The following is a 17770-nucleotide window of genomic DNA, read 5'->3' as shown; positions in this document are numbered from 1 at the left end:
GCAGAATGCTGTGCGTCCGTCAAGCGGTCAGGGACTTGCCGTTGGACTTGAGGTCGTTGCACGCCTCGACGACGCGCTCGCTCATGCTGGTCTCGGCCTTCTTGGACCAGCTACGCGGGTCGTAGACCTTCTTGTTGCCGACGTCGCCGTCGACCTTCAGCACACCGTCGTAGTTGCTGAACATGTGGCCGGCGACCGGGCGACTGTAGGCGTACTGCGTGTCGGTGTCGACGTTCATCTTCACGACGCCGTAGCTCAGGGCCTCGTCGATCTCGCTCTTCAGCGAGCCCGAACCGCCGTGGAACACGAAGTCGAAGGGCTTGGCGGCGTCGCCGAGGCCGAGCTTCTTGGCCGCGACCTCCTGGCCGGTGTTGAGGACGTCGGGACGCAGCTTGACGTTGCCCGGCTTGTAGACGCCGTGCACGTTGCCGAAGGTTGCCGCGAGCAGGTAGCGGTTGCCGGAGTCGCTGGCACCGAGCGCCTCGATCGTCTTCTCGAAGTCCTCGGGGGTGGTGAACAACTTGTCGTTGATCTCGTTCTCGACGCCGTCTTCCTCGCCGCCGACCACGCCGATCTCGATCTCCAGGATGATGTTGGCCGCTCCCGCCTTGGCCAGCAGTTCTTTGGCGATCTCCAGGTTCTCGTCGAGCGGTACGGCGCTGCCGTCCCACATGTGCGACTGGAAAAGCGGGTTGCGACCGGCGTCGACGCGCTCCTGTGAGATCTGCAGCAGCGGCCGGACGTAGGTGTCGAGCTTGTCCTTGGGGCAGTGATCGGTGTGCAGACCGATCAGGACGTCGTATTTGGCCGCGACGACGTGCGCGAACTCGGCGAGGGCGACCGCTCCGGTCACCATGTCCTTGACACCCTGGCCGGACCCGAACTCGGCGCCACCGGTCGAGAACTGGATGATCCCGTCACTGCCGGCATCGGCGAAACCCTTGATCGCGGCGTTGATCGTCGACGACGAGGTGCAGTTGATCGCGGGGAATGCGTAACCGCCCTTCTTCGCCTTGTCGAACATCTCGGCGTACTGCTCCGGGGTTGCAATGGGCATCGACGAATCCTCCAGGGTGTTGATGTGCTCTGGTGTTCGGGTTCTCTCGCCGTCGACTGATGTTTCGGTGGCGAGCAGCCGGACTTCCCGCGGCCGGACTTCTCCCAGTATGGCAGGTGCCACATCGCCCGGCGCGGGCACCATTCGTGCCCGGACCTGCTGGAAAACGGCGGTGGCGGACCCGTGAGATTCTGTCCTCGACGGACGCGCAGGTACTCTGGCTCCCCGTGATCGACTCCGCGCTTGCCACCACGACCACCAACCTGGCGCTGCTACCGGGATTCCTGGATCCGGTGAACCTGCTGAATTCGTTCGGCACGTGGATGCTGGCCGGTCTGCTGCTGGTCGTGTTCATCGAGTCGGGTCTGCTCTTCCCGCTGCTCCCCGGCGACTCGCTGCTCTTCACCGCGGGCCTCATCGTCGCGGCGAAGTCGGCGGAGATCGAGCCCTTCGCCCCGCTGTGGGTGCTGCTCGTCCTGATCCCCATCGCGGCGTTCCTGGGCGACCAGGTCGGCTACTGGATCGGTAAGAAGGCGGGGTACTCGCTGTTCCGGCCGGACGCGAAGGTCCTGAAGCAGGTCTACATCGAGGAAGCGCACGAGTTCTTCGAGAAGCACGGCCCGGTGACGATCATCCTTGCGCGTTTCGTCCCGATCGTGCGCACCTATGCGCCGCTCGTCGCCGGCGCCGCGAAGATGCGGTACCCGATCTTCCTCACGTACAACATCGTCGGCGCGATCGCCTGGGGTGCGGGTGTCACCCTGCTCGGCTACTTCCTGGGCCAGATCGAGTTCATCCGCGACAACATCGACTACATCTTCCTGTTCATCGTCTTCATCTCGGTGCTGCCGATCATCTCCGAGATCGTCAAGCGCATCCTGCGCTCGCGGAAGAAGGTCGTCGAGGAGGAGCCCCTCCCCGCCTCCGACGAGGCCAACAACTCCGCCCCTCCCGCCAACTGAGTCCCGTCACCACGCGTCGTCGAGGTCCGCGTGCTGACGGACCCACGCGTGCATGGCGATCCCGGCCGCGACTCCCGCGTTGATACTGCGCGTCGAGCCGAATTGCGCAATCGACACGGTGAGGTCGGCCGCGCGCTGCGCGTCGTCACTGACCCCCGGACCCTCCTGCCCGAAGACCAGCACGCAGTCGCGCGGTAGATCCGCCGTCTCGAGCGGCAGGGCTCCCGGCGTGTTGTCGACCGCCACCACGGTCAGACCGGCCTCGCGGGCCCAGGCGAGGAGATCGAAGACCGTGTCGTGGTGCATCAGATGCTGGTAGCGGTCGGTCACCATCGCTCCGCGGCGATTCCAGCGGCGTCGCCCGACGATGTGGACGGCGGCCACCGCGAAGGCGTTGGCGGTGCGCACCACGGTGCCGATGTTGGCGTCGTGGGCGAAGTTCTCGATGGCGACGTGCAGCGGATGTCGTCGGGCATCGATGTCGGCGACGATCGCCTCGCGCGACCAGTACCGATAGGCGTCGGCGACGTTGCGGGTGTCGCCGTGGGCGAGCAACTCGGCGTCGAGGCGCGGGTCGGCGGGTACGGGTTGATCGGGATGTTCGTCGGCCCAGGGCCCGACTCCCACGGCCGGCCCGGTCTGCCATTCGGTGGGACCGGGTACCGCGCCGGTCTCGTCGGCGGAGCCCGCCGGGCCGGCCTCAGGCAAGCCCGAGGTCACCGAGATCGAGGAGCGAGCGGTACGGCACGCCCAGACCGGTGATGACCGCGTCCGCGCCGGTCGCGCGGTCGACGACAGTGGCCACCCCGACGACGTTGCCGCCGATACCGCGGACGGCTTCGACAGCCGTGGACGGTGAGGCGCCGGTCGTGCTGGTGTCCTCGACGACGAGCACGTCGCGGCCGACGATGTCGGGACCCTCGATCTGGCGTTGCATGCCGTGTGCCTTGGCGGCCTTCCGGACGACGAAGGCGTCGATCGGCCTCCCGTCGGCGTGCATGATCGACGTCGCCACCGGGTCCGCGCCGAGGGTGAGGCCGCCCACGGCGACGTAGTCCCAGTCCGCGGTCAGTTCCCGCATCAACCGGCCGATGAGGCGGGAGGCCTCGTGGTGCAGCGTCGCGCGGCGCAGGTCGACGTAGTAATCGGCCTCCTTGCCCGACGACAGCGTCACCTTGCCGTGGACCACGGCGAGGTCGCGGACGAGCGCGGCGAGCCGCGCCTTCGCGGTCGGGTCGACCTGCGGGGTCTCGGCGGGAACCGGGGCGGACGAGGACATGCGGCTTCCCTCTCGGTCGAACATGGAGCGTTTCGCGATCAGTTGCGGTGCCGGTTGGGCCGCTCGCCGGTGTCGCGGCGGGGTGCGCCGTCGGAGGTCCCGGCGGACCCGCGGACGGGCATCGGCGACATCCGGCGGCCCCCGGTTGAAGGGGCCGGGGGCTTGCGGGCCGCAGCCGGGCTCTCGGGATCTCCGGACGCGCCGGTCTGGGACGCCGCTGCCGTCGAGGTGCCGGCGGCCTGTCGACGGCGCTTGTCGCGGAGGGATTCGGTCTTCTCGTCGGCGAGCTCGGCCCGCGTGGGTCCGTGCGGGTCGCGCGGATCGGGTGAATCCTCCGGCTCTCGCATCGGCGGCAGCACCCGAAGCAGATCGGCGAACCGGCGGACGACCTCCAGGCCGGTGTTCAGCTTGGCCGGGTCGTTGGTCACCGGCATCGAGCCGAGCGCCCAGTTGCCCTCGTTCCACAGGACCTCGACGAACGCGGGCGCCTTGTTGGCGAGGGCCACCATGCGGCGGTCGCAGACCCGGCGGGCGACGTCGAGGTTGTTGGAGAACATGACGCGCGGGCCCATCGCGCCCAGCAGTTCCACGTCTTCCTCCGCGGGCGCGAGGACGTCCTCGTGCCGGAGGTCGACGACGACGTGCGAGGGCGAGGAGCGTCGGACGGCGATCACGGTCGCGGTCTCGGACAGGTCGAAGACCACGGCCTCCACCCCGGCGTAGTGGCCGTAGGCGACGTCCTGGACCGGGATGTGGTCGCCGACGTTCATCGTGGCGCGCCGAAAGACCTTGCGCAGCTTGGTGTCCGACTCGCGGAACTTGAACTCGTGCTCATCGCCCCAGACCGCACGCTGGTGCCGTGCGACGCTCGACCGCTGGCGGTCGAGCCACAACAGGACACCCGCACCCAGTAGGGCCACGGCGGCGATCAGGAAATAGACGGTGGTCATCGCGCTACAGCCTACTATCGGCGGGCCCGCGGTGAGGTCATCCGCCTACCCGGATGTACCCGCGTTCCTTGTCGACGACGTTGACCAGCATCTCGGCCGGGTCCGCGGTACCCGCCGCAAAGTAGCGCCGCAGGTTGTCGAGGACCTGCTCGGCCAGCGCCTCGCGCCATCCGACGGCATCTCCGCTCATGTGCGCCGAGATCGCGACCCCGGGCAGATCCCAGAGCGCGCTGTCGGCGGGCAGCGGCTCGGTCACGAAGACGTCGAGGGTGGCCGCGCCGAGGTGGCCCGAGCGGAGCGACTCGACGAGGGCCGCCTCGTCGACGAGTTCGCCGCGGCCGACGTTGACGAGGTGGGCGCCGGGTTTCATCGCCGCCAGCACCGTCGCGTCGATCATCCCGGCGGTCTGCTCGGTCAGCGGCGCGATTGCGACTACGGTGTCGAATCCGCCGACCTGTGCGGCGAGATCGTCGGTGGCCACGACATGCCCGAAGTCCGGATCCGAGTCGCGAGCGGTCCGGCCGGCCCCGACCACCCGGACACCCACCGCGCGAAGCAGTTTCGCGATCGCGCGGCCGATCCCGCCGGTCCCGATCACCAGAGCGGAGGTGCGGTGGGTCGCCACGGTCTCGCGGTGTCGCCATTCATGATCGCGCTGCAGCGCCATCGATTCGTGTAAACCCTTGTGCCGCGCGAGGACTGCGGCGAGGACGAACTCCGCGATCGGCCGGTCGAAGACGCCGTGGGCGTTGGTCACCACGACGTCGGAGGCCCGTAGCCCGTCGAAGAGCAACGAGTCGACGCCCGCCGCACACACATGAACCCAGCGCAACGATGCCGTGGCCTCGCCCCAGTGGTCGGCGAGGCCACGGGAGAAGAAGTCCCACAACACGAGAACGTCCGCACCCGGCAGGGCCGCGCCGAGATCGTCGGCCGTGCAGAGCCGTACCGTCGCGAGCTCCTCGAGCTCGGCGAGGTTGCCCGGCGGGGGATCGTCGGGCGAGATCAGCAGGGCGACCACGGGCGCGTGTGGGGTCATGACCCCACCGTAGGTGACGGGTCGGTGCGTTCGTCGATGACGAAGAGCAGCAGCGTCACCGCGAGGAAACCCGCCGGCACCCAGGCGGCGCGGCCACCCATCACCTGGGTGCAGACCGCCCCGACGAGTGCGCCGCCGGCGAACACCCCGACCACGCGGCTGTAGACCGTGAGGGCCTTGCGCGCGTCCGGGGCCCGGTCGACGGTGACGCCGTACCCGGCCTCCACGAGGCGCATCAGATTCCCGGTCGTGGCCACCGCGATGTAGTTGAGATCGCCGATGTTGCGGAACAACTCGATCTGCATGGCGGTGATGAACGAGATGGGGATGGTGACGAACGAGTGCGGGACGGAGGTGGGGACGAAGCCGATCACGACGAGGATGGACACCTGCAGCGCCATCGTCACGCGGATCGGGTACACGAGGAGATGGTCGAAGCGGCCGGCCTTCACGTGCACCGCCAGCACGACGCCGACGAGGAACGCGAGGATCGGCCAGAGATGACCCGAGGCCTGATACCAGTGCTGCTCCGACAGATTCAACGCGAGCAGGATGACGTTCCCGGTCTGGGCGTTGGCGAACACCCCGCCCCGGGACAGATACGTGTAGCTGTCGAGGAAGCCACAGGCCGCGGTGATCAGCAGGGCGAAGCGCAGCGAGGTCGACGTGGTCATCTCACAGCACCACCGGAACCGAGCCCGTGCGACAGCCCGACCGGTCCAGCAGTGAGCCGAGGCGCTTCGGGGTCTCCAGGGTGACCGACCGGTCGGCGACGACGAGTCCCGGCACCCGGCTCTCGAGCTGCTGCTCGAACTCGGACAGTTCGCCGACGGTGTGCAACCAGACAGCCATCAGGATGTTCGCGGTACCGGTGACCTCACAGCAGACCCGTACCTGGGGCAGTTCGTCGAGCGCGTCGACGAGCGCCGCGATCGACCTCGACGACGCCCGCGCCCACACGTTCGCCGTGACGGGCCATCCGCTGATCACGTGCGACACCTCGCATCTGATCGACAGGACGCGTTCGGCGACGAGTGCGGTCAGCCGACGCCGAACGGTCGGTGCGCTCAGACCACTCGCGGCGGCCAGGTCGACCGCCGAGCGTCGACCGTCCTCGGCCAGGGCGGCGATGAGTCGCAGATCCATCTCATCGGGTTCGTGCGCCAGCGGGCGGTGCTCGGGTCGGTGCTCGGCGAGTACCGACTCGTCGGCGTCGGACAGCGTGTGCACCCGCCAGCGTTCGCTCTCGCCGAAGACACGCATCACCACCCTCGTCCGGGTCCGGGCGACCCCCTCGAGGTCGGCGAGTCGCTGCACCCAGTCGCCGAGGAAGCCGAGATCCGGGACCATCACGGTCAGCAGCAGGTCGCCGTCGCCCGCGGTGCGCTGGATGGTGGCCACGTGCCGGTCCGCCGACAACCGCTCGACGAGCGCCGCACGCCGTGACGAGGCCTGGACCTCGACGAACGCGCTGCAGCGGGTGTTCAGGTACGCGGCCCCGGGATAGGTCACGATCCAGGCGAGACCGCTGTCGACGAGCCGCTCCCAGCGTCGGGCCGCGGTCGCCGCGCTCACGCCCACGACGTCGCCGACGACGCCCCACGGCGCCCTCGGCGCGACCTGCAGAGCGTGAACGATCTGATAATCGAGGTCGTCCGGCACGCAACAATCCTGCATCACGAGGTGAACTTTTTTCGGTTTCGGCAGACGCCGGGACAGTCCGCGGCAGCGCTCCTACGTTTCCTCCCAACACCCCAGTGGCCGCTCGAGCGGCCCGAGATCGAGGAGGACGATTCGTGAAGGTCTGCGTCATCGGCGGAGGTCACGGCTCTTATGCGGCCGCGGCCGAGCTCAGCGAGAAGGACCACCATGTCACCTGGTGGCGACGGGACGGCGCAGCGTTCTCGTCCCTGGTCGAGCGCGGCACGCTCGAGATCGACGACCACCGCGGCCGGCGGCAGATCGGCGTCGACGGCGGAGCGGGCGGCGGGATCTCGATCGTCGCCGACCTCGCCGAGGCGGTGTCCAACGCCGAGGTCATCGTCGCGCCGGTCCCGGCGTTCGCCCACGAGTCGCTCGCTCGGCAGCTCGCCCCGCACCTGCGCGACGGCCAGGTCGTCTACCTGCCGCCGGGCAGCTTCGGGTCGTTCGTGTTCGCGCGGGCGGTGCGCGCGGCCGGCAATCCCGCGGACGTCGCGTTCGCCGAGACCGGGACCCTGCCCTACCTCGCACGCAAGCACGGCGACACCCGGGTCGTCGTCAGCGGGTACGCCACCCGTCTGCCCACCGGAGTGTTCCCGGCCCGGCACACCGATCGGGCGCTGGCGGTCCTCGGTGAGGTCTATCCCGCCGTCGAACGCAGCGAGGACGCCCTCAGCGGCGCGCTCATGAACGCCGGCCCGATCATCCACCCGCCGCTGATCCTGATGAATGCCGGTCCGCTGGAACACTTCCCGTCGTGGGACATCCACAACGAGGGCACCCAGGACGCCATCCGGCGGGTCACCTCCGCGCTCGACGCCGAGCGCATCGCGGTCCGGGAGGCGCTCGGCTACGGCGCACCGCACTTCCCGCTCGCCGACCACTACACCGCCGACGGCGACGAGTGGATGTACGGCAACGCCGCCCACGAGAAGCTCACCGACAGCGGCGACTGGCGCGAGAACATCGACCTGCACACCCACCGCTACATGACCGAGGACGTCGAGATCGGGCTGGCGCTGCTGAGCTCGGTGGGGCGGTGGGCGTCGGTACCGACGCCGGTGGCCGACGGCCTGCTCGCCCTCGCCGGCGCGGTCACCGGACGTCCGGCCGCAACCGGCGGCCGGACCCTGGAGAATCTGGGACTGGCCGACCTCGACCGGTCCGGCATGCAGGCACTGCTCCACGACGGACCGGCGCAGTGACGGGTCGCCACGTCGCCGTCGTCGGCGCCGGCCGGATGGGTCAGGGCATCGCCGCCGCGCTGGCCTTCGGGAACGTGTCGGTCACCGTCGTCGACCTCCGCGACCGCGGTGCCGACGCCGCGGCCTACCTCGACGGGGTTCGCACCGCGGTCCGTCAGGCACTGGCGCACAAGGTCACGCTCGGCCTGCTGGCGATCGAGGACCTCGACGACGTCGCGGCGCTGGTCACCGTCGTCGGCGAGGTCGACGCCCTGGGTCCGATGGCCGGCGCCGATCTGGTGTTCGAGGCGGTACCCGAGGTCGCCGAGATCAAGCGCGACGCGCTCGCGTGGATCGAGGCGATGGTCGGCGACACCGTCCCCATCGCGTCGACCACCTCGAGCTTCCTCGTCGACGAGCTCGCCGGGGCGTTGTCGGCCCCGGAGCGATTCCTCAACGCGCACTGGCTGAATCCGGCTGACCTCATGCCGCTCGTCGAGGTCGCGCCGGGCACCGCCACCGGCCGCGGGGTCGTCGACGCCACCCGCGACCTGCTCGTCGCGGTCGGCAAGGTACCCGTCGTGTGCGCCCCGTCGCCCGGGTACATCGTGCCCCGGCTGCAGGCGCTCGTGATGAACGAGGCGGCCCGGATGGTCGACGAGGGGGTGGCCAGCGCCGAGGACATCGACACCGCGGTGCGCATCGGGTTCGGCTCGCGCTTCGCGGTTCTCGGCCTGCTCGAGTTCATCGACTGGGGTGGTTGCGACACCTTGTTCCACGCGTCGAACTACCTGCGTGGTGAACTCGGCGAGCGGTTCGCGCCCGCCCCGCTGGTCGAGTCCAACATGACCTCCGGGCGTCGTGGGATTTCCGACGGCGCAGGCTTTTACGAGTTCGACCCGGCCACCGTGGCCGACTACCGCGCCCAGCGGATCGCCGACTTCGCCCGCGTACTCGACGCGGTCGGGCGTCTCGCCCGCCACGAGGAATTCAGCACGGCCGACTGACGGATCGGGCGACGACCTCACCCGCCACCGGACCCGGTTCCGGTGGCGCGGTGAAGCGTGCCCGAACGCGGCCAATAGCTCGGCGCGGTAAAGCTTTTCCCGATTCCCCCCGCCTCGCGGGTTCGACACAATCGATCCATCCACGAGTACAGCCAACGAACGACGGCCTCGAGGGTCCGTTCGCCCACCGATGAGGAGTGATCCGTGGTAACTCTCGACAATTCTGCACCACCCGACCCCTCGGCCACCGGCACCGGCCGGCCGCGCCGGGAACGGACCACCCGCGTCGCCGTCGCGTCCGGTGTCGGCACGATCATGGAGTTCTACGACTTCGCGATCTACGGCACCGCGACGGCACTGGTCTTCAACAAGATCTTCTTCAACGTCGACGATCCCTGGTTCGGCACCTTCCTGGGCTTCGCGACCTTCGCGGTCGGTTTCGTGATGGCGCCGATCGGCGCCCTGATCTTCGGACACTTCGGGGACAAATTCGGTCGACGCAAGGCGCTGACCGCCGCCTTCCTGCTCATGGGCGGATCGACCCTGGCCATGGGCGTCCTCCCCGACTACCAGGCCATCGGGATCGTGGCACCGATCATCCTGGTCTTCCTGCGCATGGTGCACGGCATCTCGCGCGGCGGTGAGATCGGCGGCGCCGCCCTGCTCGCCGCCGAACACGCGCCGACGCACCGGCGCGGTCTGTACGGCTGCTTCGTCACCCTCGGTTCGCCGGTCGGCGGCATCCTGGCCAACCTGTCGTTCGCCCTCGTCCTGCTGATGCCGATGGAACAGGTCCTGGCCTGGGGCTGGCGGATCCCGTTCCTCATCGGCGGTGTCGTGCTGGCGATCGGGGTGTGGACCCGGTCCCGCGTCAGCGAGACTCCGGACTTCGTCGAGTCCAAGCAGGCCGAGGAGAAGTCGCCGCCGGCCTTCGCCGTGCTCCGCCAGAACTGGCGTCGCGTCGCGCTGGCCGCCGGTATCAACGTCGGACAGAACTGTTACGCCTTCCTGCTGTTCACGTTCATGCTCTCCTTCCTGACCGAGACCGATCCGGGACGCGGCTTCGACCGGTCCCCGGTGGTCTTCGGCAGCACGCTGGCGCTCGCCTGCCACGCCGCGACGGTCGTGCTGGGCAGCTACCTGTCCGACCGACTGGGCCGCAAGACGGTGATCGGCTTCGGGATGATCACGTCGCTGCTGTTCGCTCCGATCCTGTTCTCCGTCACCGCATCCGGGTCGTTGGCCGCCTGCATCACGGTCATCTCCATCGGCTTCGCACTGACCGGGTTCGTCTATGGTCCGATGCTCACCACCTTCGCCGAGCTGTTCCCGATCACGCAGCGCTACAGCGGCATCGGGATCGGTTTCCAGGTCGGCGCGGTGCTGGGCGGCGGCCTGGCGCCGATGATCGCGAACCGGATCGTCAGCGCCACCGGCAGCGTGATCCCCGTCGGCTTCTATGCGGCGGCCCTGATGGCGATCAGCCTCTGCTGCCTGATGGTCATCCGCGAGACGGCTCCCGCGCTCGCCGGGCGACCCACGTTGCGACAACGTCTGCGCAGCTGACCTCGCGGGCCAACCATTGACAGCATCCTGTCATTAATGACAGGATGCTGTCATAGTCGTCCGAAGGAGGCACCATGAAGACCGTCCATCTCGCCCTGTACCCGACGCTCGCCGATTGGGAGTTCGGGTACGTCGCGTCCGGCATCAACAATCCCGAGTACCAGGCCGAGCCGGGAACGTTCCGGATCGTGACCGTCGGCGCGACGACCGAGCCGGTCCGCACCATCGGCGGGGTCACGATGGTGCCCGACACGACGCTCGACGCGATCACGCCTGAGGACAGCGCGATGCTCGTCCTGCCCGGCGCCCAGATCTGGGAGACCAACGACGCCTTCGTCGACGCCGCGCGGCGCTGGTCCGAAGCCGGCACCCCGGTTGCCGGGATCTGTGGCGCGACAATGGGTCTCGCGCGGGCCGGACTACTCGACGACCGACGCCACACCAGCAACGCGCCGGAGCAGTTGTCGCCCACCGGTTATGCCGGGGCCGCCCACTACGTCGACGCCCCCGCCGTCACCGATCGCGGTGTCATCACCGCAGCGGCGATCGCCCCGGTCGACTTCGCACGGGAGGTCTTCGCGTTGCTCGGCGTCTACACGCCGCCGGTGCTCGACGCCTGGTATCAGCTCTACGGCCTCCAGGATCCCAGCGGCTTCTACGCGCTGGCCGGCGAGCAGTGAGAGACCCGCAGGACCTGCTGTCAGCCTCCGCGCTGACAGCGTTCCGGCTGAACGGGCAGTTTCTCGCACTCGCCGAGCGTCTCGCCGAACCCGCCGGGCTGACCGCCACGCGGTGGCAGGTGCTCGGCGCGGTGCTCGACGAACCGCTGCCGGTCGCGGGCATCGCACGGGCGATGGGGATCACGCGCCAGAGCGTGCAGCGCACCGCCGACCTCCTCGTCGCCGACGGACTGGCCGAGTACCGCGACAATCCGGCCCACCGTCGCGCCAAGCTCGTCGCCCCCACCGCGGCCGGCCTCGCGGCCGTCCGGGCGATCAACCCGGGCCATCGCACGGCGGCCATCCGGTTGGCGGCCGCACTCGACCCGGCCCGGTGGGAGCACGCCTTGACCGCACTCCGCGATCTCAGCGCTGCCCTCGACGAACTCGACGACCAGCGTTGATGTCTAATTGTTGACAATCGTACGATCGAGCGTCACCGTGTAGCCATGACTGCCGGCGTCGAGTCCCAGATCCACAGTTCCCAGGTCCGCACCGACCGGACCGCGTCGTTGAGCCCCGCCCTGAAACAGGCGACTCCCGTCGTCGTCGACACTGCGGCCGGTTCGTGGATTCGGGGCACCGACGGTCGCGACTACCTCGACTTCACCACCGGTATCGGCGTGACCAGTACCGGCCATTGCCACCCGCACGTCGTCGCGGCCGCGCAGGCGCAGTGCGCGAAGATCATCCACGCGCAGTACACCACCGTGATGCACACCCCGCTCCTCGAGCTCACCGCCCGACTCGGGGCGGTACTGCCCACGGGCCTCGACTCCGTCTTCTACGCGAACTCCGGTTCCGAAGCCGTGGAGGCCGCCGTCCGTCTCGCCCGGATGGCCACCGCGAAGCCCAACATCATCGTGTTCCAGGGCGGCTTCCACGGCCGGACCGTCGCCGCGGCCAGCCTGACGACGGCCGGCACCCGCTTCTCCGCCGGCTTCTCGCCCCTGATGAGTGGCGTGCACATGGCTCCGTTCCCCTACGCCTACCGCTATGGCTGGGACACCGACACCGCGGTCGACTTCGCACTCCGTGAACTCGACTACCTGCTGCAGTCGCGCGTCGCACCCAACGACACCGCGGCCTTCCTCATCGAGCCGGTGCTGGGCGACGGCGGCTACCTGCCCACCCCGCCGCGCTTCCTGCAGGGCCTGCGCGAGCGCGCCGACCGCCACGGCATCCTCCTCGTCCTCGACGAGGTACAGGCGGGGTTCGGTCGCACCGGCAGGTTCTGGGGTCACCAGCACGCGGCGGGCCTGACCCCCGACATCCTGATCACCGCCAAGGGCCTGGCGTCGGGATTCCCGATCTCGGCGATCGCGGCGCCGACGGAACTGATGAGCAAGGCGTGGCCGGGGTCGCAGGGCGGCACGTACGGCGGCAACGCCGTCGCGGCCGCCGCCGCGATCGCGACCCTCGATGTGATCGAGTCAGAGGGCCTCGTCGAGAACGCGCGCGTCCGCGGTGAGCAGCTGCTCGCCGGTCTGCGGCAGGTATGTGCACCGTTCCCGGGCGTCGGCGACGTCCGCGGGCTGGGGCTGATGGCCGGCATCGAGTTCATCACGACCGATGCCGCCGGGAACACGACGCCCGACGCGGCGGCCGCGCTCGCCGTTCAGCAGGCCACCACCACCCAGGGGTTGCTCTCGCTCACGTGCGGGCCGTCGGCCAACGTCGTGCGCCTCATCCCCGCCCTGGTCGTCACCGCCGAGGAGATCGACCTCGGCGTCGCCCGCTTCGGTGCCGCGCTCGCCGCGGCCCTGGGCTAGACCTGACAGCCCGGTCTCACATGCCACGGGTGGACATCGCAGCCGAACTCACCGCTCTCGGTGTCGATGCGGACGCCTCGACACGTCGCCTGGCCGAATACTCCTACGACGCCTCGAATTACCGTGTCCCGCCCCTGGCGGTCACCTTCCCGCGCAGCGCCCGCGACGTCGCGACGGTGGTCGGGTGGTGTCATGACCACCGCGTCCCGGTGATTCCCCGCGGCGGTGGGACCTCCATGGGCGGCAACGCGATCGGACCCGGCGTCGTGCTCGACCTGTCCCGGCATCTCGACCACGTCCTGTCCGTCGACGCCGAATCCGCGACCGCGGTCGCGGGCGCCGGGATCGTCCTGACCACACTGGCCGCCGACACACGAGCCGCCACCGGCGGCAGGCTCACCTTTGCGCCGGACCCGTCCTCGGCCTCGCGCGCGACCCTCGGCGGCGCGATCGGCAACGACGCCTGCGGCAATCACTCGGTTCGGTACGGCCGTACCAGCGACCACATCGTCGAACTGCACCTCGTCACCGCCGACGGCCTGATGCTCACCGCAACTCGTGACGGGCTCCGCGCCACCGAGGCCGCCGATGCCGCGGCAGCGGAGCGCGCGGCCGAGATCACCGCGTCGCTGCGGGAGCTGACCACCGCGAACCTGGCGATCCTGCGCACCCAGCTCGAGACCATCCCGCGTCAGGTGTCCGGTTATCATCTCGCGAAGCTGCTCCCGGAGAACGGTTTCGATGTGGCACGCGCTCTCGTAGGCAGTGAGGGAACGTGCGCGATCGTCGTGTCGGCGACAGTGGCGTTGGTGCCGGTCCCGACCTCGCAGCTGCTGCTGTGCGTCGGCTACCACTCACCCGCCGACGCCGCCCGGGACGTGCCCGCGATCCTTCCGTTCGCGCCGTCGGCCATCGAGGGCATCGACCGCAAGATCGTCGCCACGATGGCGGCGCGGCGTGGCCACGACGCCGTCGCCGGCCTGCCCGACGGATCCGCGTGGTTGTTCATCGACGTCGACGAGGACAGCGCTGCCGCGCAATCCGAGTCGGATGTGCCGGCGACCGCCAAGCGGTTGCTCGACCACCTGCGTGCGCAGGGACGGATGACCGACGCCACGGTGGTCGACGACCCCGCCCGCCGCCGGGCGCTGTGGCGGGTCCGCGAGGACGGCGCGGGTCTGTCGTCGCGCCTCGCCGACCCCGACGACGAGAGCATCGGCGCGGGTTACGAGTCTTGGCCCGGATGGGAGGACGCGGCCGTCGCACCCGAGCGGCTCGCCGACTACCTCGACGAGTTCGCCGGCCTGCTCGACCGGCACGGCCTCACCGGGGTCATGTACGGCCACTTCGGCGCCGGGTGCATGCACGTGCGCATCACGTTCGACCTGCGCTCCGCCGAGGGGCGCGCGGTGATGGCACGCTTCTGCACCGAGGCCGCCGAACTCGTGGTGCGGCACGGTGGTTCACTGTCCGGTGAACACGGCGACGGGCGAGCCCGGTCGGCGCTGCTGCCGCTCATGTACAGCCCGGCGATGATGTCGGCCTTCACCCGCTTCAAGGCGATCTGGGACCCGCACGGAATCCTCAACCCGGGCAGCATCGTCGATCCGCCCCCGATCACCGCCGACCTCGCCCTCGCCGACGTGCCGCGTCGCCACTGGCCCACCGCTTTCGACCTGGGGCACGAACTCCCGCTCGTCGACCCGTTCGTCCACGCGGTACAGGGATGCATCGGCGTCGGACGGTGCCGGGCGGACTCCGGCGGAGTGATGTGTCCGAGCTACAAGGCCACCCGCGACGAGAAGGACTCCACCCGCGGGCGCGCCCGTGTGCTGCAGGACATGGTCCGCACCGCGCCGAGCGTCGACGAGGGATGGCGGTCCACCGATGTCGCCGAGGCGCTCGAACTGTGCCTGTCATGCAAGGCGTGTTCCACCGATTGCCCAACCGGCGTCGACATGGCCACCTACAAGTCGGAGTTCCTCGACCACCACTATCGACGTCGGCTCCGCCCGCTGTCGCACTACTCCCTCGGCTGGATGCCCGCGTGGTTGTCGGCGGCGGGGCTCGCGGCACCGGTGCTCAACCGAGCACTGCGATCCAGGCTGAGCGGTTTCGCCGCGCGCGCCGGCGGACTCGACCCCCGGCGGACGATCCCCGCCTTTGCGACACAGCGTGCGCGGCGCACCCATCTCGGTGCACTCTCACCGGTCGACGCGTCGTCCACGGTCGTGCTGTTCGTCGACTCCTTCACCCGCGCCTTCCGGCCGCAGGTGGCCACCGCGGTCGCCGAGATCCTCCGAGCCGCCGACCCCGTCGACCGTGCGTCGGATCCCGTCGACCGTGCATCAGCTTCCGTCGGCTGTGCGGCCGACAACTGCTGCGGTCTCACGTGGATCTCGACGGGACAGCTTGACCGCGCCCGAAAGGTGCTGCGCCGTACCGTCGCCGACCTCGACGACGGTACGGACCGGCCGATCGTCGTTGTCGAACCCAGTTGCGCCGCGGCGCTCGCGAAGGACCTGCCCGAACTCGTGCCGACCGACGCCGCCCGTCGCGTGGCTGCACGCGTGCGAAGTTTCGCCGCATATGTGCCCACTCTGCTCGATGCCGGCTGGCGACCACCACCACTGCCCGACGAGGTGACGTTGCAGACCCATTGCCACGAGTACGCGGTGTTCGGCGCCCGGGTCGGCATCACCGCCCTGGAGGCCCTGGGGGTCACCGTGCACACCGCGGACGGTTGTTGCGGCGTGGCAGGCAACTTCGGTTTCGAGAAGGGTCACTACGAGGTGAGCATGGCCGTCGCCGAGAACGGACTCGCACCGGCGCTGCGGAACGCGCCGCAGCGGGCCGTCGTCACCGACGGGTTCAGCTGCGCGATGGCCGTCGAACACCTCGCCGCCGTCGACGACGCCCTCGCCCCCGCGCGGGTACGCGGACTCCATCTCGCCGAACTGCTCAGGGCATCACCCGATACCGATACTCCAGGAGTACAACCATGACGACCATCGCGCCCCAGACCGCTCCCGAAGCAGTGTCCCGCGTCCACACCGACCTGTTCGTCGACGGCGAGTGGGCTCCGGCCGCGTCGGGCAAGCGCTTCGACGTCGTGAACCCGGCCACGGAAGAGGTACTCGCCCAGGTGGCCGACGCCGACGCCGTCGACGCTCGGCGCGCGCTCGAGACCGCGGCCGCGCACCAGGCCGAGTGGGCCACGACCTCACCGCGGTTCCGCAGTGAGATCCTCTATCGCGCACATCAACTCATCATGACGCGCGCGGACGAGATCGCCGCGGTGATGACCGCGGAGATGGGCAAGCCCCTCGCTGAGGCCAAGGGCGAGGTCGCCTACGGCGCCGAGTTCTTCCGCTGGTTCGCCGAGGAAGCCGTGCGCATCGGTGGCGACTCCACCACCACCGGCGACGGATCGCACCGGGTCGTGGTGACCAGGCAGCCCGTCGGCCCGTGCATCCTCATCACGCCGTGGAACTTCCCGCTGGCCATGGCGACCCGCAAGATCGGGCCGGCCGTCGCAGCCGGTTGCACCATGGTCTTCAAGCCCGCCGAACTCACCCCGCTCACCTCCCTGCTGCTGGCCGACATCCTCGTCGAGGCCGGTCTGCCCGCGGGGGTGCTGAACATCGTCACGACCAGCGACCCGTCGACCGTCGTCACCGAGTGGATGGAGAGCGGACTCGCCCGCAAGGTCAGCTTCACCGGGTCGACCGAGGTCGGGAAACTACTCCTGCGTCAGGCGGCGGGCACGGTCATGCGGACGTCGATGGAGCTGGGCGGCAACGCGCCGTTCATCGTCTGCGCCGACGCGGACATCCCGCGGGCCGTCGACGGCCTGATGTTCGCCAAGATGCGCAACATCGGTCAGGCCTGCACGGCCGCCAATCGAGTCTTCGTGCACCGCAGCGTGATCGACGAATTCACCGACGCCTTCGCCGCGAGAATGTCCAGTTTGCGCGTCGGTGACGGTGCGGCCGAGGGCGTCCAGGTCGGGCCCCTCGTCGAACGCAAGGCCGTCGAGAAGGTCTCGGCGCTCGTCTCCGATGCCGTGGCCAAAGGCGCCACGGTCGTCTGCGGGGGCGAGAACCCGGACGGCCCGGGCTTCTTCTATCCGCCGACCGTCCTGACCGACGTCGGGCTCGACGCGGATCTCACTCGTACCGAGATCTTTGGGCCCGTCGCCGCGATCATCCCGTTCGGAAACGCCGACGACGCGGACGATCCCGCGGCCGACGACGAGGTCATCGCACTGGCCAACGACACCCCGTGGGGGTTGGTCAGCTACTTGTTCAGCCAGGACGTCGACCGCTGCGCCAGACTGTCGGCCGCGCTGGAAACCGGTATGGTCGGGGTCAACACCGGCGCCGTGTCCAATCCCGCAGCCCCGTTCGGGGGCGTCAAGGAATCGGGACTCGGCCGCGAGGGCGGACGCGTGGGTATCGAGGAATTCCTCGACATGAAGTACACCGCCACGCCGATTCCCCGTCGCTGACAGGGGTTCCGTTATCCATCCCGT

General features: G+C 69.5%; 16 protein-coding genes. 9 read left to right on the top strand and 7 right to left on the bottom strand.

What is annotated here, in order from left to right; translation table 11 throughout:
* Positions 1-19: 19 nt before the first annotated feature.
* Positions 20-1057 carry a class II fructose-bisphosphate aldolase gene (gene fbaA / locus A9310_RS04570; protein ID WP_065629627.1) on the bottom strand — a complete coding sequence of 346 codons (1038 nt, stop codon included), beginning with the start codon at positions 1055-1057 and terminating at the stop codon, positions 20-22.
* Between the two features lie 227 nt (positions 1058-1284).
* Here fbaA and A9310_RS04565 point away from each other — a divergent pair, with 227 nt between their 5' ends.
* Positions 1285-2019, top strand: a complete 735-nt coding sequence (locus A9310_RS04565; RefSeq protein WP_065629569.1) for a VTT domain-containing protein — start codon at positions 1285-1287, stop codon at positions 2017-2019.
* A gap of 6 nt (positions 2020-2025) precedes the next feature.
* Here the strand turns inward: A9310_RS04565 and A9310_RS04560 are convergent, their stop codons facing one another.
* Genes A9310_RS04560 through A9310_RS04535 form a run of 6 tightly spaced genes read right to left on the bottom strand, consistent with a single transcriptional unit; the run spans position 2026 to position 6949 of the window.
* Positions 2026-2739 carry an RNA methyltransferase gene (locus A9310_RS04560; RefSeq protein ID WP_254661173.1) on the bottom strand — a complete coding sequence of 238 codons (714 nt, stop codon included), beginning with the start codon at positions 2737-2739 and terminating at the stop codon, positions 2026-2028.
* On the bottom strand, positions 2720-3298 hold the full coding sequence (gene pyrE / locus A9310_RS04555; RefSeq protein ID WP_065629568.1) for an orotate phosphoribosyltransferase: 579 nt from the start codon (positions 3296-3298) through the stop codon (positions 2720-2722). Before pyrE ends, A9310_RS04560 begins: the two co-directional genes overlap by 20 nt.
* A 38-nt stretch (positions 3299-3336) precedes the next feature.
* A complete protein-coding gene (locus A9310_RS04550; protein WP_065629567.1) occupies positions 3337-4248 on the bottom strand; it encodes a hypothetical protein in 912 nt (303 codons plus the stop codon).
* 37 nt (positions 4249-4285) lie between these two features.
* The gene (locus A9310_RS04545; protein ID WP_065629566.1) at positions 4286-5287 is read right to left on the bottom strand and encodes a D-2-hydroxyacid dehydrogenase; all 1002 of its coding nucleotides are present in this window, start codon (positions 5285-5287) and stop codon (positions 4286-4288) included.
* The gene (locus A9310_RS04540; RefSeq protein ID WP_065629565.1) at positions 5284-5961 is read right to left on the bottom strand and encodes a YoaK family protein; all 678 of its coding nucleotides are present in this window, start codon (positions 5959-5961) and stop codon (positions 5284-5286) included. Before A9310_RS04540 ends, A9310_RS04545 begins: the two co-directional genes overlap by 4 nt.
* 1 nt (position 5962) lies before the next feature.
* Positions 5963-6949, bottom strand: a complete 987-nt coding sequence (locus tag A9310_RS04535; protein WP_065629564.1) for an Lrp/AsnC family transcriptional regulator — start codon at positions 6947-6949, stop codon at positions 5963-5965.
* 134 nt (positions 6950-7083) lie between these two features.
* On the opposite strand from A9310_RS04535, the gene A9310_RS04530 reads away from it, so the two are divergent.
* The 8 genes from A9310_RS04530 to A9310_RS04495 all read left to right on the top strand — a co-directional run bounded on the left by A9310_RS04530 (position 7084) and on the right by A9310_RS04495 (position 17746).
* Entirely contained in the window at positions 7084-8193 is a 1110-nt protein-coding gene (locus A9310_RS04530) for an NAD/NADP-dependent octopine/nopaline dehydrogenase family protein (RefSeq protein ID WP_065629563.1), read from the top strand.
* A complete protein-coding gene (locus A9310_RS04525) occupies positions 8190-9179 on the top strand; it encodes a 3-hydroxybutyryl-CoA dehydrogenase (RefSeq protein ID WP_065629562.1) in 990 nt (329 codons plus the stop codon). Before A9310_RS04530 ends, A9310_RS04525 begins: the two co-directional genes overlap by 4 nt.
* Before the next feature lie 204 nt (positions 9180-9383).
* Positions 9384-10745, top strand: a complete 1362-nt coding sequence (locus tag A9310_RS04520) for an MFS transporter (RefSeq protein ID WP_065629561.1) — start codon at positions 9384-9386, stop codon at positions 10743-10745.
* Positions 10746-10819: 74 nt separating this feature from the next.
* Entirely contained in the window at positions 10820-11425 is a 606-nt protein-coding gene (locus A9310_RS04515) for a DJ-1/PfpI family protein (RefSeq protein WP_065629560.1), read from the top strand.
* Positions 11422-11868: a MarR family winged helix-turn-helix transcriptional regulator gene (locus A9310_RS04510; protein WP_065629559.1), complete on the top strand. Its 447-nt coding sequence runs from the start codon at positions 11422-11424 to the stop codon at positions 11866-11868. Before A9310_RS04515 ends, A9310_RS04510 begins: the two co-directional genes overlap by 4 nt.
* A gap of 45 nt (positions 11869-11913) precedes the next feature.
* Complete coding sequence (locus A9310_RS04505) at positions 11914-13236, top strand: aspartate aminotransferase family protein (RefSeq protein ID WP_065629558.1); 1323 nt, start codon at positions 11914-11916, stop codon at positions 13234-13236.
* Between the two features lie 20 nt (positions 13237-13256).
* The gene (locus A9310_RS04500; protein WP_065629557.1) at positions 13257-16241 is read left to right on the top strand and encodes an FAD-binding and (Fe-S)-binding domain-containing protein; all 2985 of its coding nucleotides are present in this window, start codon (positions 13257-13259) and stop codon (positions 16239-16241) included.
* On the top strand, positions 16238-17746 hold the full coding sequence (locus tag A9310_RS04495) for an NAD-dependent succinate-semialdehyde dehydrogenase (RefSeq protein ID WP_065629556.1): 1509 nt from the start codon (positions 16238-16240) through the stop codon (positions 17744-17746). The genes A9310_RS04500 and A9310_RS04495 overlap by 4 nt, the downstream gene beginning before the upstream one ends.
* Positions 17747-17770 lie beyond the last annotated feature (24 nt).

The sequence above is a fragment of the Gordonia sp. UCD-TK1 genome, from assembly GCF_001691435.1.
Lineage (GTDB): Bacteria > Actinomycetota > Actinomycetes > Mycobacteriales > Mycobacteriaceae > Gordonia > Gordonia hongkongensis.
Note: the sequence above shows the minus strand (reverse complement) of the source record. Positions and strands in the feature narration are given on the sequence as shown.